The sequence below is a fragment of the Edaphobacter aggregans DSM 19364 genome (assembly GCF_000745965.1).
Classification (GTDB): domain Bacteria; phylum Acidobacteriota; class Terriglobia; order Terriglobales; family Acidobacteriaceae; genus Edaphobacter; species Edaphobacter aggregans.
In genome coordinates, this window is the sequence record NZ_KN050788.1 from 34,860 (window position 1) to 59,387 (window position 24,528).

Below are 24,528 nucleotides of genomic sequence, written 5' to 3' on the forward strand. Positions count from 1 at the left end.
TCCTTAAAACTCCCCCAGACGCTTGGACTGCGGCGCCCAGGTGATTCCAATTCCGAAGGTGTGCGACATTCCGCTGAAGGCGTTCTGCGTAGAAAGCACTTGGTTCACGGACTGGTTCTGTGCGGTGTAGCTTGCGTAGCCCGAGATGGTCCGGGTAAAGCCGCGTGTCACCTGCAGCGTACCGTACTCGGTATTCGTCGCCCCGTTGATCCCCGATCCAGCATTGGGAAACAGCACTAGCAGCCCCGTGGTGTGCGAGTACGAGAACGTTGCCGAGCCGGCCCACTGCCGGCTGAAAACACGCCCTGCCGACGCCGAAAAATTGTCAGCGATTCCTCCGGGCTGCACACCCGAGCCACCATTGACGCCGTGGGTATAGCGCATGCTGTAGTTAATGAGCTTACGGCTGTAGCCTAGCCCCGCGTTCACATAGAAGTTCAGCCTGTCCGGAATCAGCTGCGCCGCCGAAGTCTGAATCCATTGCGGACCTGCCGATACATCGGTCGAGAGCAAACGGGTCCACTGCCGCGAGTAGGACAGGTTGATGCCCTTGGTATAGTAGGTCACGCTGTTGTTCGGAAAGCCCGGCGGCAGGGTAGCGTAGATGCCGCTGGTGTCGTATGTCGAGTAGACCGCGCTGACGCTGGCCGAACTGAGGGGGTTGATGCGACGGTTGAGGGCTACCTCGCCCGTCACCGCAGACGTATCCAATCCCGAGTTCTTATCCATAAAGTGGAGAAGCGACCAGGAAGCACCGCCGCTGACCGATGTCCTGCCGGTGATCCTGCGCTCGATGTCCCCGCTCACCACATTCGCAATGCGGTTGCCCGAGTAGGTCAGTATGCCGCCCGCCGGACCCGCCGAGGGTCCCTGGATCGGTACTGTCCCCACGTCGCCCACTCCGGGAACACCGGACAGACCCGTCGTCGGCGACTGCGGAAGAAAGCTGAACGAGTCGGAGACATTGAAAATCCATCTGCCCTTGATGAGCCCCTGGGAGACGGCGATGTTCTGGTAGGTGGAGACTCCCTGACCACCCTGGCCAAACAGGACTCCGCCCGCAAACAGCAGCGTCGACGGATGACTCTGGCTCATCGAAGCCCAGCCCACGTTGCCTGAAAGCGCCGTCGTGCTGGTGAGGTCTCCCGAACCGAAGAAGCCGTACTGTACGATCTCGGAGGCGCTCAGGGCATAGTGAACCGTACCGTCGACCCAGGACAGCTTCGGCCCTGACACGCCCGGCGTCGGAGTTACGACCTCAGTCGCCGTCGGCGCCGCCTGTCCAAAGGACCGGGCAAACCCTAGAACGACCAGCATCATCGAGATGGGAATCCACGTCTTCATCGATAACCTCATGGAACGACGATCGTGTCTCCCGGCCTGAGCTCGATCTGATTCTCCCCCTTCAGGGCCTGTTTATAGTTGAACGGAATCCTCTGCTGCTTTGCCGCATCTCCCCGCAAAATGTAGATCTTCTTCGAATTCGCATACGGCGACAGGCCGCCGGCGGCTGCGATCGCCTGCAGCGGAGTCATCCCCGGCGTCATCATCACCGGACCCACATGCCCCACCTCGCCCACCAAAAAGATCTTCTGGCTGTTAACGCCCATCACCAACACCGAGACGTTCGGATCCTGAATATACTTCCTGAGCCTTACGGTAATGTCATCGGCGAGCTGCATCGGGGTCCGGCCAGCGGCAGGAAGATCGCCGACCAGCACCAGCGAGATCATCCCGTCCGGCCGCACTGGAATGGCCCCGGAAAGCGAAGGCTCCTTCCATACTGTAATCTGCAGCGTATCGTCGGAGCCGATGATGTAGCGCGCGTTGTCCACGCCGGCGGACACAGACGCGGCCTGCGTCCCAGTAGGAGATGGCGAGCTAGCTTGGGAGCTGGGCGCGGATCCGGCCGGCGAAGGTGTCGAGGAACCCGGCTTCTTCTGCGAATCCTGAGCAAGGCCGGGAATCGACATCGCCACCAACACAAGTCCTGCCTGGAACCACTTCATCGAATTACCCTCCTGCCCGCGGCAAGCGTTACCCTCCTGCCCGCGGCAAGCGGCATGGATCTTTCCATTTTCACTCATCCGGCTCAGCTTTGCTCCCTTCGTTTCTCTCAACATCGTTGATTCCACGCGGTTTTTACGTTATTCCCCTTGGGCGGAAGAAGGGTGATCCCAATCCTCCCTATCCCCCACCTAATATGGATGCAAAATCCGGGTCTCTCCCCGGTCCGGGAAACACGCGTAGCCCGGAAAAACCATCCTAACCGGGTGAATGCACGATGAATGCCAAACCTCCTCAAAAGAAGCTCTTTTTTCGCAACCGCAGCAGCCAATCGAGATGTAGACTGGCCCTCGGCGCTTCCAGCACCATTCCATCGAGATCCGCCGGCAATTCAGGCCCTGAATCATCTTTATGGTATGCAGAACGGCAGCCGAAGTGGGAAATGTTTTTCCCTTTTCACTACAACATGGTTGATTATCTTCTCTATTGGCGCTGACCACAGGCTGAAATTTCGGCCCACGAAGCGTGGTTATAGCTCGGCAGGTAAATTGCTTACAGGTGATGCGTGAAGTATAACGCCATACAGACGGTGGCCCGCAGCATGCAAAGCGAACCCGCCTCTCCGGAGTTCCTCTCTGGACAGGAACAGCCGCTTTCTTCGTTGGACCGGCCTTCAATATCCCGCGTAGCTTCGATTCCCTTCCTGATCATCGGGGCGCTGTTGATCGCGCTGTACTACCGGATCGCCATCAAGCTGGTTATTGACTGGTACAACATCGCCGACTACTCGCACGGCTTTCTCGTCCCTCTGTTCTCGCTCTTTCTGCTCTGGGACAAGAGAAAGCAGATCGCGGCCACGCCGGCGCGCCCCACATGGGCCGGGCTTGGGCTGGTCGTCTTCGGCCTGATCACCCTGATCTTCGGGGTCTACGGCGTCGACCTGTTCACTTCGCGGATATCGTTTGTGTTCCTTCTGGCCGGTCTGGTCTGGACCTTCTTCGGCGGCCAGATCCTGCGCCAGGTGATCTTCCCGATCCTGGTCCTTCTGCTGGCGATTCCGTTTCCGGCGATCATCTTCAACCAGATCACCTTCCCGCTGCAGCTGCTGGCTTCGCAACTGGCCAGCATGATCCTGCCGCTGCTGGGAGTCCCGGTCCTGCAGGAGGGCAACGTGATCCAGCTGCCGGTGATGAAGCTCGAGGTCGCCGAAGCCTGCAGCGGAATCCGCTCCCTGATGAGCCTCTTTACATTGGCTGTCTTCTACGGCTACTTTCTTGAGCGCACCACCACGCGCCGCGTGATTCTGGCGCTGGCCAGCATCCCGATCGCCGTCGCGGCCAACGTCGCCCGTATCGTCGGCACCGGTCTCTGCGTCCAATACTGGGATCCAGTCAAGGCGCTCGGCTTCTTCCACGAGTTCTCGGGATGGGTGATGTTCGTCATCTCCCTCCTCTGCCTCTATCTGATCCATCGCCTCATGCAGCTCGTTGCTCCCGCAAAGGAGAAGGCGCTATGAGATCCCCCCGCTTCTGGACCGTCGTTCTGCTGATGGTTGCGACTCTGACGCTGCTGCTGCATCGCGGAGACGCCGACCACGTGCCGACCAGCGAGCCGCTCAGCATGATGCCGGACATCATCGACGGCAAGATCGCGCAAAACATTCCGATGCAGGACGATGTGCTCGCAGTCCTCGGCAAGGGTGACTTTCTCAACCGCCTCTATATCGTTCCGGACGCGCGAGCCGTGGCGGCGAAGCCCGGCGCCAGCCCCGGAGCCAGCTACCCAATCGGCCTGTTCATCGGCTACTTTGCCACGCAGCGCACCGGCCAGTCCATTCACTCGCCCCAGCACTGCCTTCCCGGCGCAGGATGGACGTTCGAATCCTCGCAGTACGCCAGCCTCGACGACATCAATGGCAAGCGCTTCAACGTAGGCGAATACGTCATCAACAACGGCGAGTCGCGGCAGTTCGTCATCTACTGGTATCAGGCGCACGGCCGCAGCATCGCCAACGAGTACAAGGCCAAGGCCTACATGCTGGCTGACGCCATCCGATATAACCGCACCGACGGGGCTCTGGTCCGCGTCATCACTCCCATCGCAACGACGGAACAGGTCGCCGATGCGCGGGACCGCGCCGTCCGCTTCACCACGCACATGACACCATACCTGTCTCAGTTCATCCCCAACTGAGACCGTACCGCCAGCCGGAGCGAAGCCGGTGTGAACGACAGCTTCGACAGCTTTACCTGGAAGGTAGATTTTGAGGAAACGTACGATGAGAATGTCACGGGCTACCGCATCACTTCGCCTCTTCGCCGTCCTTCTGGCGGCCTCGCTCGCCCTGGGCTCCACCACAGGCTGCTCTCGCGATCCGAACAAACAGAAGCACAAGTACCTGGAGAGCGGCAAGCGCTACGCCAACGACGGCAAGCTCAAGGAGGCGACCATCCAGTTCTCCAACGCCCTGAAGGTGGACCGCAACTTCGCCGACGCGCACTATGAGCTGGCCAAGGTCTATCTCAAGCAGGGCAGCATGCTGCCCGGTTATGCGGAGTTGCTCCGAACCGTCGACCTCGCGCCTACTAACCAGCAGGCCCGCATCGACCTCGGCAACCTGCAACTGGCCGGCAATGCTCCCGACAAGGCGACCGAGCAGGCAAATGCCGTCCTGGCGCTGAACAGCAACAACGCCGACGCCTATGCGCTTCTCTCCGGCATCGCCGCCCGCAAAGGCGACCTTCCCGAGGCCACCACGCAGGTCCAGAAGGCGCTCTCGATCGACCCCAACCGCGCAAGCTTCCACACCGCGCTCGGCCTGCTCCAGAGCACCAATCCTGTCACCGCTGGCCAGGCTGAAGACCAGATGCGCAAGGCTGTTACGCTGGACAGCAAGAACGTTGCCTCCCACATCGTGCTGGCCTCAATGCTCCAGAAGAAGGGTGATCTCAGTGGTGCGCTGGAGCAGATGAACGCCGCCGTCGCTGCCGATCCCAAGAATATCGTTGCGCGCTCCAGCCTCGCCGACCTCTACCTGCGCCAGAACAACGCCACCATGGCTGAGGAGACCCTGCGCAAGACGGCCGAAGATATGCCAGACGACACCAGCGCGGCCTCGATGCTGGCCACCTACTACATTCGCAGCGGCCAGTTGGATAAGGGTGAGTCAACCTACGCTGACCTTGTCGCCAAGCACCCGAAGAGCGCTCCCCTCAAGCTCTCTTACGCGCAAATCCTTATGCTCAAGAAGAATCTGCCCAAGGCTCGCGAGATCGGGCAGGAGCTTGCAAAGGACGACAGTGGCATGCCTGAGGTCGCCGTGCTCAACGGCATGCTGATGCTCAACGACGGCAAGGCCAACGACGCCTTCGACCTGCTGCAGAAGGCCTCCAAGGCCAATCCGGACAACTTCCAGGTAAAGCTGTGGCTGGGCCGCGCGGCACGGGCTAAGGGTGACATTCCCGCAGCCCAGCAGGCTTTCCGCGATGCAACCCGCCTGAACTCCAAGAGCGCTGAGGCGCAGGAGGGTCTGGCGCAGATCTCGCTCGACCGCCAGGACTTCACCACGCTCGCCCAGATCGGGGAGTCGACGATCGCCGCCTCCCCGCAGTCCGCGAACGGCTACCTGTGGCGCGGCATGGCCGAGGGCAGCCAGAAGCACTATGACCGCGCTGAGGCCGACTTCAAGGAAGCCATCAAGGCAGACCCCAACAACGCCAACGGCTACTTTGAGCTGGCCCAGCTCAGGCTGGTGCAGAAGAACGTCCCCGAGGCGAGAGCTCTGCTGGAGCAGACCCTCGTCCACAACCCCAACTCCTCGCGCGCCCTGCGCCTGCTCGCCACCACCTATATGGTAGAAAAGCAGCCCGCCAAGGCCATCGCACGCGTGCAGGGACAGATCGCTAAGGCTCCACAGAACGGCGACATGTACAACCTGCTCTCGCAGCTTCAGGGCGCCACAGGCGACACCAACGGCGCAATCGCCTCGGCGGAGAAGGCGATGCAGCTGAACCCCGGCGATCCGATCGCCGTTGTGGCCTACACCCGCGCGCTGCTCACCAGTGGTGATGCCAACAAGGCCGTGGCCAAGTGGCAGCAATGGACCAACGATCACCCCAACGACGCACAGGGATTCACCGTCCTCGGCTCCCTGCAGGAGGCCCAGGGCAACCGCGACCAGGCGATGGCCACCTACAAGAAGGCCCTCCAGATCCAACCCGACCAGCCCATTGCAGCAAACAACCTCGCATACCTGATGGTGGAGACAGGCCAGAACATCGACGTCGCCCTGTCTTACGCGCAGATCGCCCGCCGTGCGATGCCCAACTCGCCCAGCACAGCCGATACGCTCGCCTGGGCCTATTACCACAAAGGCAACTTCTCCTCCGCGCGCGACCTTCTGGAGGACGCAGTCAAGGCTGCTCCCGACAACGCCGCGCTGCACTATCACCTGGGCCTGACTTACAGCAAGCTGTCCAACACCGCCGATGCCACCACGCACCTGAAGAAGGCTGTGACGCTCGCGCCTAACAGTCAGACGGCGAAAGACGCCGAGAAGGCGCTGAGCCAGCTCGGCTGATCGCTGTCTCTACCTTTCAAAGCCGGGCCCGAACCGATCACCGCGGGCCCGGCCGAACCAATTTCCCCAGGAATCGTGTGAACAGTAAAACCATCGCTCGCAACACGGCCTGGTACGGCCTTGAAAACCTGATTGGCTTCGTCACGTCGCTGATCACCTCCATCGCGATCGCCCGGACCCTCGGTCCGGCGAAGATGGGGTACATCATCTACGTCACCTGGATCACCGGCATCGTCGCCAATCTGGGTTCGGTTGGCATCCCCGCCACCACGCGCAAGTACATGGCCGAGTTCCTCGGAGCCTCTGACTACGCCACCAGCCGTTTCATCTACATCCGCACCCTCTTCATCCAGGCCTCCGTCGCCGCCGTCGCGACCCTCTTCGCCGTCGTCTGGGTCATGCGCGACGCGCCCCCCGACTACCGCGTCGCCGCCCTGCTGCTCGTCCTCAGCGTCTGGCCAACGATGACCAACTCCGTCCCCGCGCAGGCCAACGTCGCCGCCGAGAACCTCTCCGCGAACCTGCCCGCCTCGCTCGTCTCGACGGCCACCTACTTCATCCTTACCATGCTGGCCGTCGTGCTTCACTGGGGAGTCATCGGCATCGCCTTCGCGATGTTCAGCATGCGCGTCCTCGACTTCCTGGTCCGCATCATTCCAACGACGCGCCGCATCCTCGCGTGGGACCCCGGCTCCGCCCAGCCCCTGCCCCACCTCCGCGCCCGAATGATGAGCTTCGCCGCGCAGAGCGTTATGGGGATGCTCCTCACCCTCGTGGTCTGGGACCGCTCCGAGCTCTTCCTGCTGAAGCACCTCACGCCGGACATCCGCCAGCTCTCGTTCTACTCGGTCGCCTTCAACCTCGCCGAGCGCCTGCTGCTCTTCCCCACCATCTTCGCCGCGGCGACCGGAGCCAGCATCCTCGCGCAATACGGCCGCGACCGCACAAAGCTACCGGCCATGACCGCGGCCTCGGCGCGTTACATCGCCCTCATCTCCATTCCCATTCACGCCATCGCTGTGCCGCTCGCCGCACCTGCACTGCTCGTGCTCTACGGCAAGCAGTACATCGGCGCGCTGCTGGTCGCATCCGTCGCGCCGCTGCTCTGCCTCCCCAAGGCCTTCCTCGGCCCTATCCAAAGCCTGTTTGAGAGCGTCGACCGCCAGAAGTTCTTCCTCATCACTACGGTCATCGCGTCCTTCGTCGACATCGGCGTAGCCTGGTACCTGATCCCCGCCCACGGCGCGCTCGGAGCCTGCATCGGCAGCGGAGCCGCGCAGATCACCGCCGTCGGCCTCATGTGGGCCATCGCCATCCGCCAGTACCGCATTCAGCTTCCCTGGAGCTTCATCCTCAAGGTCATCGCCATCAGCGCCGCCGCATCGCTCGCTGCGTACGGCGTCGCCTTCCGGCTGCCTCCGCTCGGAGGTCTTATCGGAGGCGCCATTACCGCCATCGTCGTCTTCCTCGCGCTCGCCTATCTCCTCAAAATGCTCGAGCCGGAGGACTGCGATCGATTCAAGGTGATCTCGAACGCCTGTCCTCCGGCCCTTGCAGCTCCGGTCAACTATCTGCTCGACCGCTTCACGCGCAGGATGGCACCCGACTCAACGGCAGTTTGAGTAGCGGGTGTTCATCCGCCCGGTCGCCATCACCAGGTTGTTCTGCGTCGCCGTCTGCGCCGCCGTGTCTGTTGCTCCCACATTCGGATTCGAGATGCGCGGCACCGCGTATCCAAGGCTCGGAAGGTAGGCGAACCGCGTCGGCATCTGGCACACCGGCGAAGGCAGCGCCATGTTTCCCGCTGTATTGCTGTTCAGGATCCACGTATTGGCATCGAATGGCATCGACGACGTAGTCATCAGGTTCGCGCTGGTAAAGCCCGTCAGGTGCGAGGCCAGGTTCGACGCGCCCTGATAGCCCAGCGGATTCGGGTCGTTGTTCCATCCCGTCCCCGATCCACCGTTCGTGTCGTTGCTCCCCCAGTTCGCCGACAACAGGTTCTTGCCCGCAACACCGATGAACGTATTGAAGTTGTTCCACTGGAAGTACGGCTTCGTCGGATCGTCCATCCAGATGACGTTGTTGAACGCCTGGACCGTCTGCCACTCGACGTGCGATGCGAAGTTGCCGCCTCCCATCGACGTATCGAACAGCGTCCATTTCTGACCCGAGCAGCTCGCGCACAGCCTCTCGCGAAGCGTGTTGTTGTACCAGAACAGTGATCCCTTACGCGAAGGCTCGCCTCCGTCATGATCCTCGCTGAAGTGGATCGGAGCGTTGGACGACCCGTTGTCGTAGATGTTGCCGTAGACAAAGTGCCAGTTCCACGCCTCCTGCTCCGCGGCCATCATGTCTGCCGGATAGGTGTCAGAAGCATTCAGCGCGTGCAGCGATTTCGAGCCGCCGCTCAGGAAGCTCTCGAAAGACATTAGCGCACTGGCGCCCTGCACATCCACCAGGTCCATCTGGCGCGCCGCGCCGTCACCCAGGTAGTTGTAGCGAATGATGCCCTGGACGCCGCGCGACTTCAGGTTCGAACCCGTGGCTCCAGAGGCATACTGCTCGATGCGATTGAACTGAATCACCTCACCCCAGGCCTGCAGGTTGAGCTGGTGCGAGTCCGACGATCCCGGAGAACCGTTGTTGTGGAAGTGGCTGCCCTCCCACAATGTGTTCAGGTCCGTGCCGCTCCAGCTCACGCCGGAGTTGTTCGCCGAGAGCACGCCATTGCCGCAGTTCTCGTACTCGTTACCGACAAAGGCGTTGTTCTGCCCCTGGTTGATTGCCACGCAAGCCGCCGAATCGCCCCACTGCCCCGGCGTTCCATCCGGAGCCGTGTAGTTCTGCCCCTTCTTCGCGTTGCGGAAGTGCAGGCCTTCGAGCACAACGTAGGCCGCACCCGGAAAGTCTGGCCAGAAGCTCGTGGCGCTCGGAGAATGCAGCGTCACCAGGCCTATACCCACGGCGCCGCTGTTTGTGTCCGAGCGTCCCGTCGCGCCGGCTCCATCAATAATCGGAAGGTTGCCAGCAGCGTCGGGTACACCGCACACACGGAACGGCTGATCGGCCGTCGCCTGCTGCGAGATCTGCACATACTCGTGGTACTCCGTCGGATGCAGCCCCGTCGCGTCTTCGTTATGCACGCGCACGGTCGAGCCAGGCGTCATCGAAGGGAACGGCACCGAAGCCAGCGTCTTGTAGGTCTGCGAAGGGCCCACGTCATACACATGCCCGATCATCTGCGGATCCACCGTGCAGTCCACCGGCTCCGTCTGATTAGGCGTCACGCGGTAAGGCATCTTGTTGCCGCTGACATACACAATCGCAGTCGCGCTCTTGTTCGGATCGGCGGTGCTGGTGGCCGTAAGGTAGTAGCGGCCCGGAGCGGTCGCCGTAAACACTGTGTCCCGCGCAGTCGTATCGGCAAGCTGTCCATCGCCGCCGGTCGGCTGCTGCGTAATCGTCCAGTGCACGCTCTGGTCCACCGCTCCCAGCACAAGGCTCTGCAGATCGGCGGCCTGGCTGGCGTACAGCGCACGGTAGAACGGCACAATCGAAACCTGCACCTTCGGGTCACACACGTTGAACGTGACATCGCTGGTCTTGGTCGAATCGTCCACCGCAGTCGCCTCAATCGTGAACTGCGTCGCCGAGGTCACAGCGTAGTTCCCGCCGGCAACCGCGGTGTACGAGCACGAGCTGCCCGTAGCCGGCGCCGTGACGTCGATCCACGAGCCCGTGTTCGCTGACAGCTTCGCCGAGCCCGACTTCAGCGTCCACGTCACCTGGTTCGTGCTTCCATTCGTCACCGTCGCGAAGATCCTCCGCGTCGAATTCGGAATCAGATTGAATCCGAACGGCGGCTGCACAACCGAGATCCCAACAGGCGATGATGGCGTCGTGGTCGGAGGTGTAGTGGTCGGAGGCGTAGTAGTGGGTGGCGCAGCCGCCGCCGTTACATTCACCGTGATGCTGTTGCAGTTCACCGCACCCAGGCTGCAGGTCACCGTTCCACTACCCGCCAAATTCAGGCTCGTAATAAGACCGCCGGTCGCGCCCGAGCTGATCGTGAAGAACGACGATCCTCCATTCGACCACGTCACCGACTTCCCGCAGTCCGTCACGCTCGCGTCCGAGTACGTGCACGACGCCGTCATCTGCGCAGTCGCCGGGAAAGTCACAGCCACCGGCCCGCCAGGCGTAACGCTGATCGACACCAGTGTCGCGGCATTGGCCGGATCGTACGCTCCAACCGTAGTCAGGTCGGTCCTCGGCTTGAATGGACTCATCGCTGCATCCACCGCATTGAAGCGCGGAGGATAATAAGCGAGCTGACCGGTCGGAGCCGATGCCGCGCCCACGGCCGAAGAGCTGGGAGACGGAGCAAGCGATGCCGGATCGATCGGAAAGGCCGAATACGGAATAAAGTTCGTCGAGGTAAAGCCTCCCAGATTGCGATTGATTGGGTTCAGACTCCAGCCATCGATGTAGTTGTAGCCCGTGTTCACACCGTTCTGGAAGATGCTCCCGCCCCCCCACCCCGTGGGAATGATGTTCGGAGCAACCGTCACTTGGCCCGGCGTCACCATGTTGGTCTGGAAGTCGAGCAGAACGTGGCCGTAGAGCCCGAACGGCGAACAAGTGTACGCGCAGTTGGTGTCGTTCTTCCACGGAATGATGTTGTTCTGCACGAATCCGCGCGGCCACACCGACGGAAGATACTGCTCGTCAGGGTTGCTGCGTGCACCCAACCGCGTGTCCTCGAAGAAGTACTGCCCGTTATTCAGAGCATTCGGCGTGACGTAGAACGTGTTGAAGCCGTAGAAGCCCTGCGAAGAGTTGTCGATGCCCGTCGTGTTGTGCGTCGTCGCAATGCCGAGAAACTTCGTGCCTCCTGAATCCGACTCATAGGCGTTACCGATGGTGAACTCGGAGTTCGAGTGCTCCTCAGTCACCGCAGCAAACCAGTCTTCGCCGCCATATGCGCCCGAGCACCCCGGTGCAGTCGAATATGCGGTACCGCAGTTCGACGCACCCTGATAGCCCCAGTACTCGTCCGGCAGGACGTAGTTATACGCATCCTGAATCTCCGAGTGGCCGCCCGGACCTGAGGCCGTGTTGAAGCCAGGCTGCGGAACCAGCCGGTTGTACATGTGAAAGCTGCGCGTGCCGCGGTCCGAGTACGCCGACGTGCCCTCGCCATTCGGCACAACGCCATCCTGCAAGTTCAGCAGAACTGTGTCGCGAAACGCCTGCAGATAGAACATGTGCTCCGTCGACTGATGCGCGACACCATAACCTACCGCGTGATTGCCCTCGTAGAGCGTGTCCAGCGTGCAGGCCGCCCATCCGCTCTGCTGCGAGTTGCAGTCGTCGAAGTACGGCGTCGCCACATTCTCCGCGAAGGTCCCGATCACCGACCAGTACTGGATGCCGTAAGGCCGTATTCCCATCGACCCGCCCCACTGCCCAGTGTTGCCCGCATGGTCCGTGTAGCTGTACCCCGTAGTCACATTGCGAATGTGGACGCCCGCGATCGTGACGTGATGGAACGGCTTCACCTGGCCGTCGTTGAACGTCGGACCAGCCGAAATGCCGTTCACCACGAGCAGGCCGTAGGGAGCCACTAGCCACTGGCTACTCCACGAGTTCGCATTCGCCTTGTCGCCGTCGATGATAGGAAGCTCGCCGGTCGTCGGATTCGGAACACCGCACAACACAAACGCCGGATGCTGATGGTCCCACGTTCCGGATGCCGGCAGGTTCACCTGAGTCTGGTTGTGATACTCCGTCGGATGCCCTGCAGTGCCCTCGTTATGCAGGCGAACCAGCAGCGGCGCCGCATAGCTCTGCGGAATGCTCAGAAGATTCGGATAAGTCTGGCTCGGCCCGATGTCCATCACCGTCGGATTCGCCGTCGTGTCTACGTCGCACGGAACCTGCTCTACCTTGTCAACGTTCTGAGAGGGAGGATCGTTGGGCGAGACCCAGATCGCCAGCTTATCGCACGCTCCCGCCGTATGGTCCACGTGCGGGCACCCCGTGATCTCGTACTGCCCGCTCACCGTCCCCGCGAAAAAGACCGGCTGCGGAAACGTCGCGTACTGCAGCGTCGCATCCCCGCCGCTCGGCGCCGACGTAATCGTCCAGTCCATCATCTGGTTCGTGTTGCCGAAGACCTGGCCGGCCAGAGGAATATAGCGGTTCTTGAAGACCTGCCGGTATCCCGGCGAGACGTGCGCCACTCCCTGGTAGGGGCTGCCTCCGCCATTCGCCGCAACGACATAGTGAAAACTGGCCGTCTTGGTGGGATCGGCATCCAGAGTAAACTTCACCTCGAACTCGATCGTCGAATGAATGGCAAAGTTGCCGGCCGTGATCGATCCGGTGGTCGAAGTCACACCGGGCGTCGGACCCACCACGAAGTTGATGTGGCTGGGCGCGTGATTCAGAACCGGATTCGGCACCATGCCGGTGTCGGCCGAGCCATCCTGCGTGTACAGCCGGAAGGTCTCCGACCCGGTCGTCGTAACGATCTCCCACTTGCCGTCGCCGGTCCAGTTCGGCCCCTCAATCTTCTGCAGATAGCCCGTCGTCTCCGTGCTCGATCCCGTAGTCCCATCGGCGATCGTAAAGCTCGTCGGGGTCGCGGAGGCCACCTTCCAAACGCTCTGCGAGAAGTACTGCCCCGCCGAGGTCATGTTGCGGATGTTAATGACATCGCCAGCCACGAGATGGTTGTTCGCAGTCAAGGTCATCACGCTCCCATTGCCGCTCCACGCCGTAATAGCATCGGTCTCGGCGATCGGCGTGACATATGCCATGCGATCCGATCCGGCGAGAGCCGACCAGGGATAGCGGAACGCGCTCTGCTGGGGAACAATGATCGACGCCGTCTGCGCAAGTGCGGCCCCGGCGAGAGAAGAAAAAACAAGTGAGGACAGCAACAGGAGTCTCTTCATTAGCAGTCCCACCCCGCGCCGAGATGTCCGTCCGCGGAAGGATCGCACACACGGCTCAGTTGCCGTGATCCCTTACCTGTTTCGTGGGTGGTCTGGGGTGTTGCGCCGGGATCGTCCTCCGGGCAGACGAACAGCTTGACTGCTAAAATGTTCACAACAATCTCCTTCGGCGAGCGCGGGCTCTTGCCTGTCTCTGGGGCCATCGTTCGGCTGCAGACATTTCCCCGAAGGAGAAGCGCTTGCGTGACTCAAAACCCGAACCGTGCCTGGGGCGGTTGCTGACCTCTTCAGCGTCTCAAAGAGATCGTCTTTACCAACCGGAGTCGAACAAGGCTTTGGTACTGCCAATCCTTCAATGCGCTACTGCGAGGGAGAGGAGATCGTGGGTCTTTCGCCCTTCTCCGCCGAACCGGGTGCCCTGAATGAATGCGAGTCTAGAGACCCACATATCGCGGGGAAATTACCCAAAGGTCCAACGAGTTCCTCAAAAGTGGCAGGCAGAGAAAAGAGAGAACAGAGTTACGCCAGGCCGCGAAAACGCAGCTCGTGAGCCCCAAAGCGATCGAAGATCGAAAGGAGATCGCACCAACTCGCCGGAGGCATGGGAGTGAAGGCCACGATAGCCGGAAACCCCGACCGGTCTCACTACTATGCTGCTAACTCAACCTCGGCTCGCAGATACGAGTGAGGCGATTATTGCATTGTTTCCTGTGAAAGAGCAATCCGGCCAGCTACTACGGGCATTTGCACAAGCTAACTGGCACAAAAAAAAGAGTGAGGAGACAAATCTCCTCACCCCGCGATGTGGATCGAATCGAGTGGATGCAGTCAAGGCTCCCGACACATGACTGCAGCCACTCGGATTCAACAATCGCTATTTGCTGGCGCGCATCCGGCGCATCAGCGTGCCAGCCGAGCCTACAAGTCCGGTTCCCAGCAGGAACAGCGTTCCAGGCTCAGGAACAGGCGAGTTGGTCGAGATCGAGCCGTAGAAGTCCAATCCCTCATACACGAGTCCGGTCTGCTGAAGGTTGAAGGTCAGCGTGTGGACTCCACCCGACAGTGCGTACGCGACGAAGTTGTAGGTTGCCGGCTGGATGCAATTCGGAGCTCCATCCGCGCAGTGAGTATCCGTCCCGATCGTGCCGGCCGGAATCAGCAGATTGCCGTCCAGCAGAACATCGGTCGTGTCGTCAGCCATAGCACTGATGCTTCCGTAATACGATCCACCCGTGACCGTGAAAGTCGTGGTGTAGGTGTAGGTCCCGTTCGGGGCGACAAAGTTGCTCGTCGGACCCGTCTGGCCGTTGAAGGAAACCCAGCTGGAGTTAGGACCAGCGGGACTCCAGACACTGCCGCCATCGGAGCCGATATTGTAGGTGGCGTTACCACCAGACAGCACAGCCGTGTTCTGACCAGCAACCGGAGCCACCGCGACTCCGTCCTGGCCGAGCAAGGTGCCATAGCTTCCGAAAGTGACCGTATCCGCCGCAGCGAGCGCGGTCCCCAGAACCAGGACCGCCCCAACGGCAGAAAGCTTCGAGAAAAACTTCATAAAAAATCCTCCTATCGCAATACCGCCAGAGCGGTTGAATCTGCTGACGCACAAACGCTTCACACCCTGCGCTCCCCGGGGGACATTGCCGACGAGACAAACGTGACCACATTGATCGCTAAGTGTTCTTGCCTGTCCTATATGCAGATCGTAGGCCAATAGGAAAATGACCACCTTTCAATCACTTAGCTGGAAACTGCAAGGTTGTGTGTGCAAACTTTTGCCCACCGGAAAGGAACTTACCCCCACACAAAAAGCCCCACTCGTAAGCGCTCCCGACGCTCTGGATGGGCCACGTTTCTGCCCTTGTTTCAGTCCCGAGCCAATCGCGATCTCCGCAGCAATGCGTCTGCCGTGTCCATCAAACCCGGTTCCCAACAGCAAAAGGGAGCTGGGCTCCAGACTCTTTCACATCGAACATCAGTGTATGGAACCCCGGAGTCAAGAGCGCGAAGGCGCCCACCTCAAAATTTCCAACCTCAACCCCATTGATATCAATTAATTAGTGCAGGAGCATTTGGCCGAATATGAAAAGCAATGCATGAAAAACTCTGTGGGAGTTCACTTCACCTTTCAAAAGCACGCAGTAAAGTAGGTACATCTGCCTCCTTGGCCGTCAAACCAGAAGTGGCGGGAAAATCCTCTCATCCTCGCTGAGCGCCAAAACACAGCTAAGATTGGAAGCACCATGCATCCGTTGTCATCACGCCCGATTCCCGAGCTTCTTTCCCTGCACCGTATCAGGCTGGCCTGTTCGCTTCTCCTGGTACTGGCTGCCGGGACGCGGGGAACCTTCGCCACCGCCCTTCTCACCGGCAATCCTCTCGACGACGGCTATCGCGACATGTACAACCTCCGCTTCCTCGACGCCCATATCAAGTTCCAGGACTGGATGAAGGCCCACCCCGAGGACCCCATGGGCCCCGTCTCCGACGCCGCCGCCTGGCTCTTCAGCGAGTTCGAGCGGCTCCACATCATCGACGTCCAGCTCTTCGCCAACCAGAGCAAGTTCGACAGCCGGCACGCCCTCAGCCCCGACCCCAACGTCCGCAAAGCCTTTGAGGACCGGCTCAACCAGGCCTCCAACCTCGCCGACGCCGCTCTCAAGAAAAACGCCAAGGACGCCCGAGCCCTCTACGTCAAGACGCTGGTCAGCGGAATGCGCTCCGACTACGCCCTGATGATCGACAAGAAGGACCTCAACGCCCTCAGCTACAGCAAGGAGGCCAGCGCCTGGTCGAAACAGGCTCTCGCGGCGGACCCCCACATGTACGACGCTTACCTCGCCTCCGGCGTCGAGAACTACATGCTCAGTCTCAAGTGGGCTCCCCTCCGCTGGCTCCTCAACTTCACCGGGGCCGGAACCAGCCGCGAGGAGGGCCTTCGGCTTCTGAAACTCACTGCCACCCAGGGCTACTACCTCGCTCCCTTCGCCCGAATGATGCTCGCCGTCGCCGCTCTTCGCGAAAACCGCCCGCAGGAGGCCCGCGCCATCCTCATCGAGCTCAAAAAGGAGTTCCCCATGAACGCGCTCTATGACCGCGAACTCGCGCTCATCCACTGAGATTCCCCCAGACTTCCCCCTCACTTCAAACTTTTCGACCACAACGGGGGTCAAAGCATGTACGCTGAATGCGTCATCAAAAATTAACCATCACCCCGAGGCCTCCTTACCTCGCTCACAGCAAAAGGGCTCACATAAAGCATGCGTATCTCGTCTGTCGGCACGGCGTACCCCCCTCATCGTTATCACCAGAGTGTCATCGCCGAAGCCCTTCGCGGCCGTTGGGAACACAAGATGGAGGAGCCTCGCCTCCTCCCCCGGCTCTTCGCCAACTGCGGCGTCGAGTTCCGCAACATCGTCTTCCCCCTCGAGCAGTATCCCGCTCTCGACACCTTCCGTAAGACCAACGACGCCTGGATCAAGGCCGCCGTCGATCTCGGCCAGCAGGCCATCTGCCGCGCCCTTGATCACGCCGGCGTCTCCCCCGAGGACATCTCGGCCATCTTCTTCGCCTCCGTTACCGGCATCTCCAGCCCCACCGTCGACGCGCGCCTGATCAACCGGCTCCCCTTCCCCGTCAACATCAAGCGAACCCCCATCTTCGGTCTCGGCTGCGTCGCCGGAGCCGCCGGAATCTCCCGCGCCTCCGACTACGTCCGCGCCTTCCCAGACCAGTACGCCCTCCTGCTCTCCGTCGAGCTCTGCTCCCTCACCTGGCAGGACGACGATCAGTCCATCGCCAACCTCATCTCCTGCGGACTCTTCGGTGACGGTGCCGCCGCCGTCCTCGTCGCTGGAGCCAACACCCCGCTCGGTCGCCAGCAGCGCGGCCCCCGCGTCCTCGACACCCGCTCCACCTTCTACCGCAACACCGAGCGCGTCATGGGCTGGGACATCGTCGAGTCCGGCTTCAGGATCGTCCTCTCCCCCGAGGTCCCCAAAGTCGTCGAAGACAACCTCCGTCAGAACGTCGAAGACTTCCTCGCCGACAACAACCTCACCCGCGACGACATCTCCAGCTACATCTTCCACTCCGGAGGCCCCAAGGTCCTCGAGGCCATGCAGAGCTCCCTCGGCCTTCCTCCCGACGCTCTAGCCCCCTCGTGGAAGAGCCTCCGCGAGGTCGGCAACCTCTCCGCTGCCTCCGTCCTCGCCGTCATGGAGGACTACCTCAAAGTCCACCCCGGCAAGCCCGGAAGCTACAGCATCCTCGCCGCCATGGGTCCAGCTTTTTGCTCGGAGTTAGTGCTGCTTCAGTGGTGACTGCGTCCAATCCTAAGCAGTTAGGACGACAAAAGGTCACGCTTGCCGAACTCCCCTGATCTCCTCATTGCCGGTGGCGGCCCCGCCGGTCTCGCGACTGCCATAGCAGCGGCGTGCCAGGGCCTCTCGGTCGTCGTCACCGACTCCCACCGACCATCCATCGACAAGGCCTGCGGCGAGGGCCTCATGCCCTCTGCCGTCGAGGCCCTCGCCCGCCTCGGCGTCCATCCCGACACCACAGAGCACACCCCCTTTCGCGGAGTCCGTTTCCTCGACGCCACCGCCCCTTGCGCCTCCGCACAGGGGCTCTTTCGCTCTGCTCCCGGCATCGGCATCCGGCGCACCCGCCTGCATCAGCTCCTGCTCAATCGCGCGCACAGCCTCGGAGTCCGCTTCCACTGGCAGACCACCGTGCACGCGGTCGAGAACACTGACGATGGATTCATCGTCGCTCACACCACAGCAGGCCTCTTCCGGCCCCGCTACCTCGCCGGGGCTGACGGTCTTCACTCCCGCATTCGCTCTCTCATCGGTCTCGAACAGATCCCCTACGGAAGATCGCGTATCGGAATCCGCCAGCACTACGCCGTAGTGCCTCACACCGACCTCGTCGAGGTCTACTGGAGCCCCCACGGCCAGGCCTACGTCACTCCCATCTCTGCCTCCGAGCTCTGCGTCGCGTTCGTCTACCGCTCCCGGCCTTCCACACGCGACCATCTCTCTTTATTCCCCGCCCTTGAAGCCCGCCTGTGCCGCGCCACCCCGATCGGAGTCACCCGCGGGGCCATCACCCTCACCCGTTCGCTCCGCCAGGTCACCCGCGGCAACATCGCCCTCGTCGGCGACGCCTCCGGCTCCGTCGACGCCATCACCGGCGACGGCCTCGCCCTCTGCTTTCAGCAGGCCCTCGCTCTCGTTCAGTCCATCTCCGTCGACGATCTCTCGTCCTATCAACAGGCACACGCCCGTATCTCGCGCCGGCCTCGCCTCATGTCCCATCTCCTTCTTCTCATGGACCGGTACCCCGCACTCTGCGCCCGCGTCCTCCGTGCCTTCAGCCGTCGCCCTTCGCTCTTCCCCGACCTGCTCAGCCTCCACTCCGGAGAAGAGCCGCTCCGCCTCCTCGGCTCCGGCGGACTCCTCGCCTCCCTCCTCTGTCTCCTCTCGTTCTGAACCTCGTATCGCCGCATGCACTCTTCAGAAAAAACCAATCGCCACACGACCTCGCCCCCCTGAGCTGCCTTTACACTGACTCAGGCATCCCTGTAACTTTGAGCAAACCAGTACAGAAAGGGGGGAGCCACCATGGACGACATCGCAAAGCGGTCGATCGACATCATCGCCAAGGCCAAGAACATCCCCGCCGACAACATCACCCTCGACACAAGCTTCGAAGAGCTCAACATCGACTCGCTCGACAAGATCAACATCTCCTTCGAGGTCGAAGAGGCCTTCCACATCGAGATCCCCGACGACGCCCTCGGCTCCCTCAAGACCGTCGGCGATGTCGTCCGCGGCGTCGAGCAGCTCATCGCTGCCAAGGCAGCCACTGGTTCCGCACCCCCGGCCGCGGCCGCCGCCTCGTAAACAAAGGAGCCCCCTCTCGAAGTGAATCGTGTCGTCATCACAGGCCTCGGCTGCATCACTCCCATCGGCTCCACCGTCTCCGCCTTTCGCGAGTCGCTCTTTGCCGGAAAAACCGGCATCTCTCCCATCACCGGTGTAGAGGACGCCCCTGACGGCAATCCAGGCGTCCGCTTTACCCAATCCGCGACTGTTCCCGACTTCGACGCCACCCAGCATCTCGACTCCGGCATCATCGCCGCTACCAATCGCAACACCCAGTTCGCCATCGTCGTCGCCCGCCAGGCCGCCCAGCAGGCCTCGCTCACGCAGCACCACGCCCCCGGTGACATCGCCATCGTCATGGGCTGCGCCTGCGGAGGCCGCTCCTCCGAGGAGCACGAAGTCAAAGGCCTCTATACCCGCGACGCCCGCGCCCATCCCCTCACCATTATCCGCACCATGTCGTCCGCTGGAGCCAGCCAGATCTCCATCGACCTCAAGATCACCGGCCCCACCTTCGACATCTCCACCGCCTGCGCCTCCGCCACCCACGCCATCGGCCTCGCCTTCCACATGGTGCGCTCCGGGATGGTCACCGCCGCCCTCACCGGAGGCCACGAGGCCCCGCTCAGCTTCGGCTTCTACCGCGCCTGGGACTCCATGCGCGTCGTCTCCCCCACGCGTTGCCGCCCCTTCTCCGCCGACCGCGACGGCATGACCCTCGGCGAAGGCGCCGCCATGTTCGTCATCGAGACCCTCGAGTCCGCGCAGGCCCGCAATGCCACCATCTTCGCCGAACTCATCGGCTTCGGCATGTCCGCCGACGCCAACCACATCACCCAGCCCCAGGCCTCTGGAGCCGCCACCGCCATGCGCAAGGCACTCGCCGATGCCAACGCCGCACCTGACGACGTCGGCTACATCAACGCGCACGGTACCGGAACCCAGGCCAACGACGCCACCGAGTCTTCCGCCATCCACCAGGTCTTCGGCGAACACACCCCACACATCCCCATCAGCTCCACCAAAGCTCTGCACGGCCACGCCATCGGAGCCAGCGGAGCCCTCGAAGGCCTCGCCACCGTGCTCGCGCTACACGAAGGACGCCTCCCGCATAACGCAGGCGTCACCACACCCGACCCCGCACTCAACGTCGACGTCATCCTCAACGAACCCCGCCCCACCGGCCCCACCGTAGCTCTCTCCAACTCCCTAGCCTTCGGCGGCCTCAACGCCGTCATCGCACTCAAGACATGGATCTGAAAGTCCGAGGACTACAGACAGTACACGTAAAGCGAGACAGCCGTGTCTTTCGAGTCGGCAACGCTTCCAGCATCGAGGCATTGCCTGCCCTATTCGAAGGGATTACCAAGCCGTTCGTATTTTTACTTGCAGTTGACGCCACGAAGCTGTCGGACGAACAAATCCTTCACGCAGCTAGACAAATCGTTCCACCGGGCTAACTTACCTCTGCACGTGGGGTCCTGATTGCGAACGGGTTCATGATCTTTTTGATCGAATCAAGTGGCCCTACGAGGAGACAACTCAAAATCCTCTGCGGAAACTCATCATGACCAGTTGGCACGCGAGACACAGCTTGCAGAAGGCTGCTTGGTATCTCAAATATTGCGCGTTTATCGCCGAAGCAGAAAAGCCTGTCGACTTCGAATGCATCGGTATCTCGATCAACAATCTTCTCTGGTGCGAAACGATCAGGGAGACCTTCGTCGCGAACTCACGTCGCTAATCTTCCAGTAGGTTGTGCCTTCATCCGGTTCAACCACAACCATCCCCCAACCCACGCACAAGGCAGCGCCGTCACCGCCAGCAGCACCGAATACCAGTGCGGCCCAATATCCAGGTTCCACGTCGCAACCGCCCCTGCAACGGACAGCACCAGCCCGATCGCCCCTCCAACCAGCGCATGAGCCATCGGCCGGTTCGGAGCCAGCCGCGCAATCACGTAGCATCCAAGAACGCTGAACACCAGCCGGTACGCCGTGGCCAACACAAACAAGCCATCCGACATGCGCTCGCCCCACGGCGGATAGATCCCCATCATATGCAGAACCTCATCCACTCCCAGGCTGAGCGCCGCACCCACCAGCACCCCAACAAACACTGCGACCACACTGCGACCTAATCGACGCGACTCGCTCATCGTTTCCTCCTCACACCAAAGAGCAAACCAGCCCGGCGTGATCCAAACAGGACCACGCCGGCACAATCCACGCGTTCAGGCGAAGTTCGTAGCGAGCAGCCCCTCCAGACGGTCGTAGCTCGCCGCAACGCCGGTATCCATCGGCGAGCGCAGCACGCCGTTGCGCGCCTCCTGCGAGTCATACGTCACCGTCGTCTCGACCGTCGTGACGCCGCCCTTCTCGTTCAGCGTCGTCGTCACAATCGCGCCGCCCGGATACCACGACTCATCGAACTTCTCCGTCGCCACAATCCGCTCGGCCGGCACGATCTCGCGATACACGCCGCCCATCCCCATCTTCTGCCCATTCTGGTGCGTCCACTCGTAGCGATACGATCCACCCACCTCGAGGTCGATCTCGCAGAGCGTCATCGTCCATCCCTCGGGCCCGGCCAGCCAGCGCTTCAGCAGCTCAGGCTTCGTCCATGCATCGAACAGCAGTTTGCGCGGTGCGTTGAACTCCCGCGTCATTACGATCTCGCGATCGCCCATCGCCGCCAGCTTCAGCTTCCCTGTCTCTTTCGTCAGCATGCCGTCTCTCTTTCTCGTCGAGATATTCCGTTCTACTGCTTCGTGTGCGTCCTCCGCTTCTGTTGTGTCTTTGCAACCTTCGTCCGGCCGCCTTCTGCTTTCAACTCTTCCAGCAGCGCATCCAGGCGCGCAAAGTTCTCCTCCCAGCACTCCCGATAGCGCTCCAGCCACTCGTTCGCCTCCGCCAGTGGTTGCGCCTCCAGCCGGCACGGCCTCCGCTGCCGGTCGCGCCCGCGCGAGATCAGCCCCGCACGCTCCAGCACCTTAAGATGCTTGGAGATCGCCGGCTGGCTCATCGCGAACGGCTCCGCCAGCTCCTGCACCGAGGCCTCGCCCCGCGCCAGCTGCGCCAGTATCGCCCTCCGCGTTGGGTCCGCGAGCGCCGCAAACGTCGTATCCAGATTCTGCGCCTGCGCGCCACCACCTGTGATTCCATAACCCATAAGTTCTATAACCTTTCGGTTATATACAGGCCTCGGTGCTGAAATGTCAAGCTCTTCGGCAGAATTCTTTGCCCCGCCACCCTTTGAAGCCGACCCGCCAAACAATGTAGGGTGGAGAGCATGAAGGCTTTGCGTAGACTCACCATTGCTGTCCCGGCCCTCCTCCTCCTTGCAAGCCTCATCGGCGTCTTTCTCACTCGCGGCTCCATGACCAACCTTCCCTTCCTCCCCGGCAAGGGACGCATGCAAAGCCGGGCAAACAACGACCTCGTCGACCAGCGGCCCTGGCAGACCATCGAAGCCCTCGCCCCGCTCGCCGTCTCCGCCGAAGAGAAGCGCCTGGCGCGCGAGGCCCAGCGTCTCGCCGACCACGAGGTCGACAAGGCCTTCGCGCAGGCCCTTCGCCAGGCCTCGCTCGACACGCACACACTCACCGGCCAGGCCCTCGCCCTCCAGCAGAAGGTCACCGAGTGGCAACCCGTCATCAAGGACGACCAGGCGAAGGTCGACAGTCTCAACACGGCCTACAAAGGCGTCAACCCTCCCGGCACCGACGACCTCGACATCGCCAAGGCCCAGCTCCAACTCGACACCGACCAGCTCAACGACGCCAATGAAGACCTCGCCCGCCTCAGCGGAGACAAGCGCGGCCAGATCCAGCAGGAGCTCACCGCGCGCGAGGCCGCGATGAAAAAATTCGACGAGCAGGCCGACGTCGCCGGCCCCTCCGCCGTGCAGTCGGCCAGGCGCTACGGCACCCTCGCCGGCCGCGTCTCAGCCTGGTTTGATCAGCGCAGCCGCATGGACTCCATCGCGCAGGCGCAGGCCCAGGCAGGCGCTGATGCCGCGTCGCTCACCGCCCAGCACGCCGGAATCGAGGCGAAGCTGAACAGCGCCAACGCCGCCAACAGCCAGGACACCGAAGGAAAGAGCCGCGTCGCGCGCCTCGCGCAGATGCACTCCCTCGCGCAGATTCACTCCATCGTCGACGACCGCGTCCAGACCCAGCAGCAGCTCTCCGTCGTCTACGGCCGATGGCTCGCCCAGGTTCAGCGCCAGCACGGGATCGTTCTACATCTCATCCTGCAGTCCATCGCGTTCATCGCATTTCTTCTCCTGTGCGGTGCTCTCCTCTCCGCGGGCATACGCAAACTTCTCGACCGCCTCCATCTCGATCGCCGCAATCTCATCACACTGCGCACTATCGCTGCCCTGGCTGTGCAGACCATCACGATCCTCCTCGTCCTTCTGGTCATCTTCGGAGCGCCCAGCCAGCTGGCCACGATCCTCGGCATCGCCACCGCAGGCCTCACCGTCGTCTTTCAGGGCTTCATCCTCGCCTTCTTCGGCTGGTTCATCCTTATGGGAAAACACGGCATCCGCGTCGGCGACTGGGTCGAGATCAACGGCGTCGGCGGCGAGGTCGTCGAGATCGGCCTCTTCCGAACCTCGCTGCTCGAGACCGGCAACTGGACCGATCGCGGCCATCCCACCGGCCGACGCGTCATCTTCATGAACAGCTTCGCCATCTCCGGCCAGTACTTCAACTTCTCTACCTCCGGCCAATGGCTGTGGGATGAGATCCGCCTCACCCTGCCCTCCAATCCCCACACCTATCGTGTCATCGACGCCATCCAGAAAGCCCTCGAGCAGGAGGGCGCCAAAGACGCCCAGCAGGCTAAAGCCGAATGGCAGCGCGCCACACGCGATCAAGGCCTGAGCCAGTTCACCGCCGAGCCCTCCATCGATCTCCGCCCCGCCGCCTCAGGCGTCGAAGTCGTCGCCCGCTACGTCACCCGCGCATCCGACCGCTTCGCCACTCGCAACCGTCTTTATCAGGCTGTGCTCGAACTGATGTACAACGAAGAAGAAGCACCCGCAGTCACCGCAGGAGAAAGGTAAGCTTAGTACAACT

Annotated in this window: 18 protein-coding genes and 1 pseudogene; 11 read left to right on the top strand and 8 right to left on the bottom strand. The window is 61.8% G+C overall.

Features of this window, described 5'->3' with window-relative positions:
• Nucleotides 1–3 precede the first annotated feature (3 nt).
• A complete protein-coding gene (locus Q363_RS31925) occupies nucleotides 4–1,344 on the bottom strand; it encodes a hypothetical protein (RefSeq protein ID WP_035358853.1) in 1,341 nt (446 codons plus the stop codon).
• A gap of 8 nt (nucleotides 1,345–1,352) precedes the next feature.
• Complete coding sequence (locus Q363_RS31930; RefSeq protein WP_035358856.1) at nucleotides 1,353–2,009, bottom strand: polysaccharide biosynthesis/export family protein; 657 nt, start codon at nucleotides 2,007–2,009, stop codon at nucleotides 1,353–1,355.
• Between the two features lie 563 nt (nucleotides 2,010–2,572).
• Between Q363_RS31930 and Q363_RS31935 the strand changes: the two genes are divergently transcribed.
• From Q363_RS31935 to Q363_RS31950, 4 genes are all read left to right on the top strand, one after another.
• Nucleotides 2,573–3,523 carry an exosortase/archaeosortase family protein gene (locus Q363_RS31935; RefSeq protein WP_245632611.1) on the top strand — a complete coding sequence of 317 codons (951 nt, stop codon included), beginning with the start codon at nucleotides 2,573–2,575 and terminating at the stop codon, nucleotides 3,521–3,523.
• Nucleotides 3,520–4,200 (top strand): exosortase C-terminal domain/associated protein EpsI, encoded by a 681-nt coding sequence (locus Q363_RS37185; RefSeq protein WP_051979630.1) that lies wholly within the window; start codon nucleotides 3,520–3,522, stop codon nucleotides 4,198–4,200. Before Q363_RS31935 ends, Q363_RS37185 begins: the two co-directional genes overlap by 4 nt.
• Before the next feature lie 85 nt (nucleotides 4,201–4,285).
• Entirely contained in the window at nucleotides 4,286–6,586 is a 2,301-nt protein-coding gene (locus Q363_RS31945) for a tetratricopeptide repeat protein (protein WP_035358857.1), read from the top strand.
• A 77-nt stretch (nucleotides 6,587–6,663) separates the two neighbouring features.
• Nucleotides 6,664–8,208 (top strand): oligosaccharide flippase family protein, encoded by a 1,545-nt coding sequence (locus Q363_RS31950; protein ID WP_035358858.1) that lies wholly within the window; start codon nucleotides 6,664–6,666, stop codon nucleotides 8,206–8,208.
• Here Q363_RS31950 and Q363_RS31955 read toward each other — a convergent pair.
• From Q363_RS31955 to Q363_RS31960, 3 genes are all read right to left on the bottom strand, one after another.
• A complete protein-coding gene (locus tag Q363_RS31955) occupies nucleotides 8,194–13,551 on the bottom strand; it encodes a hypothetical protein (RefSeq protein ID WP_169747228.1) in 5,358 nt (1,785 codons plus the stop codon). The genes Q363_RS31950 and Q363_RS31955 overlap by 15 nt on opposite strands.
• The gene (locus Q363_RS41735; protein ID WP_157468105.1) at nucleotides 13,551–13,706 is read right to left on the bottom strand and encodes a hypothetical protein; all 156 of its coding nucleotides are present in this window, start codon (nucleotides 13,704–13,706) and stop codon (nucleotides 13,551–13,553) included. Before Q363_RS41735 ends, Q363_RS31955 begins: the two co-directional genes overlap by 1 nt.
• Before the next feature lie 719 nt (nucleotides 13,707–14,425).
• Nucleotides 14,426–15,106: a PEP-CTERM sorting domain-containing protein gene (locus Q363_RS31960; protein WP_035358860.1), complete on the bottom strand. Its 681-nt coding sequence runs from the start codon at nucleotides 15,104–15,106 to the stop codon at nucleotides 14,426–14,428.
• 688 nt (nucleotides 15,107–15,794) lie between these two features.
• Here Q363_RS31960 and Q363_RS31965 point away from each other — a divergent pair.
• The 6 genes and pseudogenes from Q363_RS31965 to Q363_RS47345 all read left to right on the top strand — a co-directional run.
• Nucleotides 15,795–16,670, top strand: coding sequence for a hypothetical protein (locus Q363_RS31965; RefSeq protein ID WP_051979631.1), 876 nt, complete (start codon nucleotides 15,795–15,797; stop codon nucleotides 16,668–16,670).
• A gap of 141 nt (nucleotides 16,671–16,811) precedes the next feature.
• Nucleotides 16,812–17,873: a type III polyketide synthase gene (locus tag Q363_RS31970; protein WP_035358861.1), complete on the top strand. Its 1,062-nt coding sequence runs from the start codon at nucleotides 16,812–16,814 to the stop codon at nucleotides 17,871–17,873.
• 42 nt (nucleotides 17,874–17,915) lie between these two features.
• Entirely contained in the window at nucleotides 17,916–19,046 is a 1,131-nt protein-coding gene (locus tag Q363_RS31975) for an NAD(P)/FAD-dependent oxidoreductase (RefSeq protein WP_051979632.1), read from the top strand.
• A gap of 132 nt (nucleotides 19,047–19,178) precedes the next feature.
• Nucleotides 19,179–19,460, top strand: a complete 282-nt coding sequence (locus Q363_RS31980) for an acyl carrier protein (RefSeq protein ID WP_035358862.1) — start codon at nucleotides 19,179–19,181, stop codon at nucleotides 19,458–19,460.
• A gap of 21 nt (nucleotides 19,461–19,481) precedes the next feature.
• The gene (locus tag Q363_RS31985; RefSeq protein WP_035358863.1) at nucleotides 19,482–20,702 is read left to right on the top strand and encodes a beta-ketoacyl-[acyl-carrier-protein] synthase family protein; all 1,221 of its coding nucleotides are present in this window, start codon (nucleotides 19,482–19,484) and stop codon (nucleotides 20,700–20,702) included.
• A 202-nt stretch (nucleotides 20,703–20,904) separates the two neighbouring features.
• Nucleotides 20,905–21,186 (top strand): annotated as a pseudogene (locus Q363_RS47345) (DUF7684 family protein); the annotation flags it as partial.
• Here the strand turns inward: Q363_RS47345 and Q363_RS31990 are convergent.
• The 3 genes from Q363_RS31990 to Q363_RS32000 all read right to left on the bottom strand — a co-directional run bounded on the left by Q363_RS31990 (nucleotide 21,175) and on the right by Q363_RS32000 (nucleotide 22,613).
• Nucleotides 21,175–21,600, bottom strand: coding sequence for a hypothetical protein (locus tag Q363_RS31990; RefSeq protein ID WP_035358865.1), 426 nt, complete (start codon nucleotides 21,598–21,600; stop codon nucleotides 21,175–21,177). The pseudogene Q363_RS47345 and the gene Q363_RS31990 sit on opposite strands and share 12 nt — an antisense overlap.
• 75 nt (nucleotides 21,601–21,675) lie before the next feature.
• Complete coding sequence (locus Q363_RS31995; RefSeq protein ID WP_157468108.1) at nucleotides 21,676–22,170, bottom strand: SRPBCC family protein; 495 nt, start codon at nucleotides 22,168–22,170, stop codon at nucleotides 21,676–21,678.
• 32 nt (nucleotides 22,171–22,202) lie between these two features.
• Nucleotides 22,203–22,613 (bottom strand): ArsR/SmtB family transcription factor, encoded by a 411-nt coding sequence (locus tag Q363_RS32000; RefSeq protein ID WP_051979633.1) that lies wholly within the window; start codon nucleotides 22,611–22,613, stop codon nucleotides 22,203–22,205.
• A 120-nt stretch (nucleotides 22,614–22,733) separates the two neighbouring features.
• Here Q363_RS32000 and Q363_RS32005 point away from each other — a divergent pair, with 120 nt between their 5' ends.
• Complete coding sequence (locus Q363_RS32005; protein ID WP_035358867.1) at nucleotides 22,734–24,515, top strand: mechanosensitive ion channel family protein; 1,782 nt, start codon at nucleotides 22,734–22,736, stop codon at nucleotides 24,513–24,515.
• Nucleotides 24,516–24,528 lie beyond the last annotated feature (13 nt).

What these genes read in the sequence shown, in the direction of transcription:
- Q363_RS31925 (WP_035358853.1), bottom strand. Translation starts at nt 1,344, where the DNA reads ATGAAGACGTGGATTCCCATCTCGATGATGCTGGTCGTTCTAGGGTTT.
- Q363_RS31930 (WP_035358856.1), bottom strand. Translation starts at nt 2,009, where the DNA reads ATGAAGTGGTTCCAGGCAGGACTTGTGTTGGTGGCGATGTCGATTCCC.
- Q363_RS37185 (WP_051979630.1), top strand. Translation starts at nt 3,520, where the DNA reads ATGAGATCCCCCCGCTTCTGGACCGTCGTTCTGCTGATGGTTGCGACT.
- Q363_RS31945 (WP_035358857.1), top strand. Translation starts at nt 4,286, where the DNA reads ATGAGAATGTCACGGGCTACCGCATCACTTCGCCTCTTCGCCGTCCTT.
- Q363_RS31955 (WP_169747228.1), bottom strand. Translation starts at nt 13,551, where the DNA reads ATGAAGAGACTCCTGTTGCTGTCCTCACTTGTTTTTTCTTCTCTCGCC.
- Q363_RS31960 (WP_035358860.1), bottom strand. Translation starts at nt 15,106, where the DNA reads ATGAAGTTTTTCTCGAAGCTTTCTGCCGTTGGGGCGGTCCTGGTTCTG.
- Q363_RS31965 (WP_051979631.1), top strand. Translation starts at nt 15,795, where the DNA reads ATGCATCCGTTGTCATCACGCCCGATTCCCGAGCTTCTTTCCCTGCAC.
- Q363_RS31970 (WP_035358861.1), top strand. Translation starts at nt 16,812, where the DNA reads ATGCGTATCTCGTCTGTCGGCACGGCGTACCCCCCTCATCGTTATCAC.
- Q363_RS31980 (WP_035358862.1), top strand. Translation starts at nt 19,179, where the DNA reads ATGGACGACATCGCAAAGCGGTCGATCGACATCATCGCCAAGGCCAAG.
- Q363_RS31990 (WP_035358865.1), bottom strand. Translation starts at nt 21,600, where the DNA reads ATGAGCGAGTCGCGTCGATTAGGTCGCAGTGTGGTCGCAGTGTTTGTT.
- Q363_RS31995 (WP_157468108.1), bottom strand. Translation starts at nt 22,170, where the DNA reads ATGCTGACGAAAGAGACAGGGAAGCTGAAGCTGGCGGCGATGGGCGAT.
- Q363_RS32000 (WP_051979633.1), bottom strand. Translation starts at nt 22,613, where the DNA reads ATGGGTTATGGAATCACAGGTGGTGGCGCGCAGGCGCAGAATCTGGAT.
- Q363_RS32005 (WP_035358867.1), top strand. Translation starts at nt 22,734, where the DNA reads ATGAAGGCTTTGCGTAGACTCACCATTGCTGTCCCGGCCCTCCTCCTC.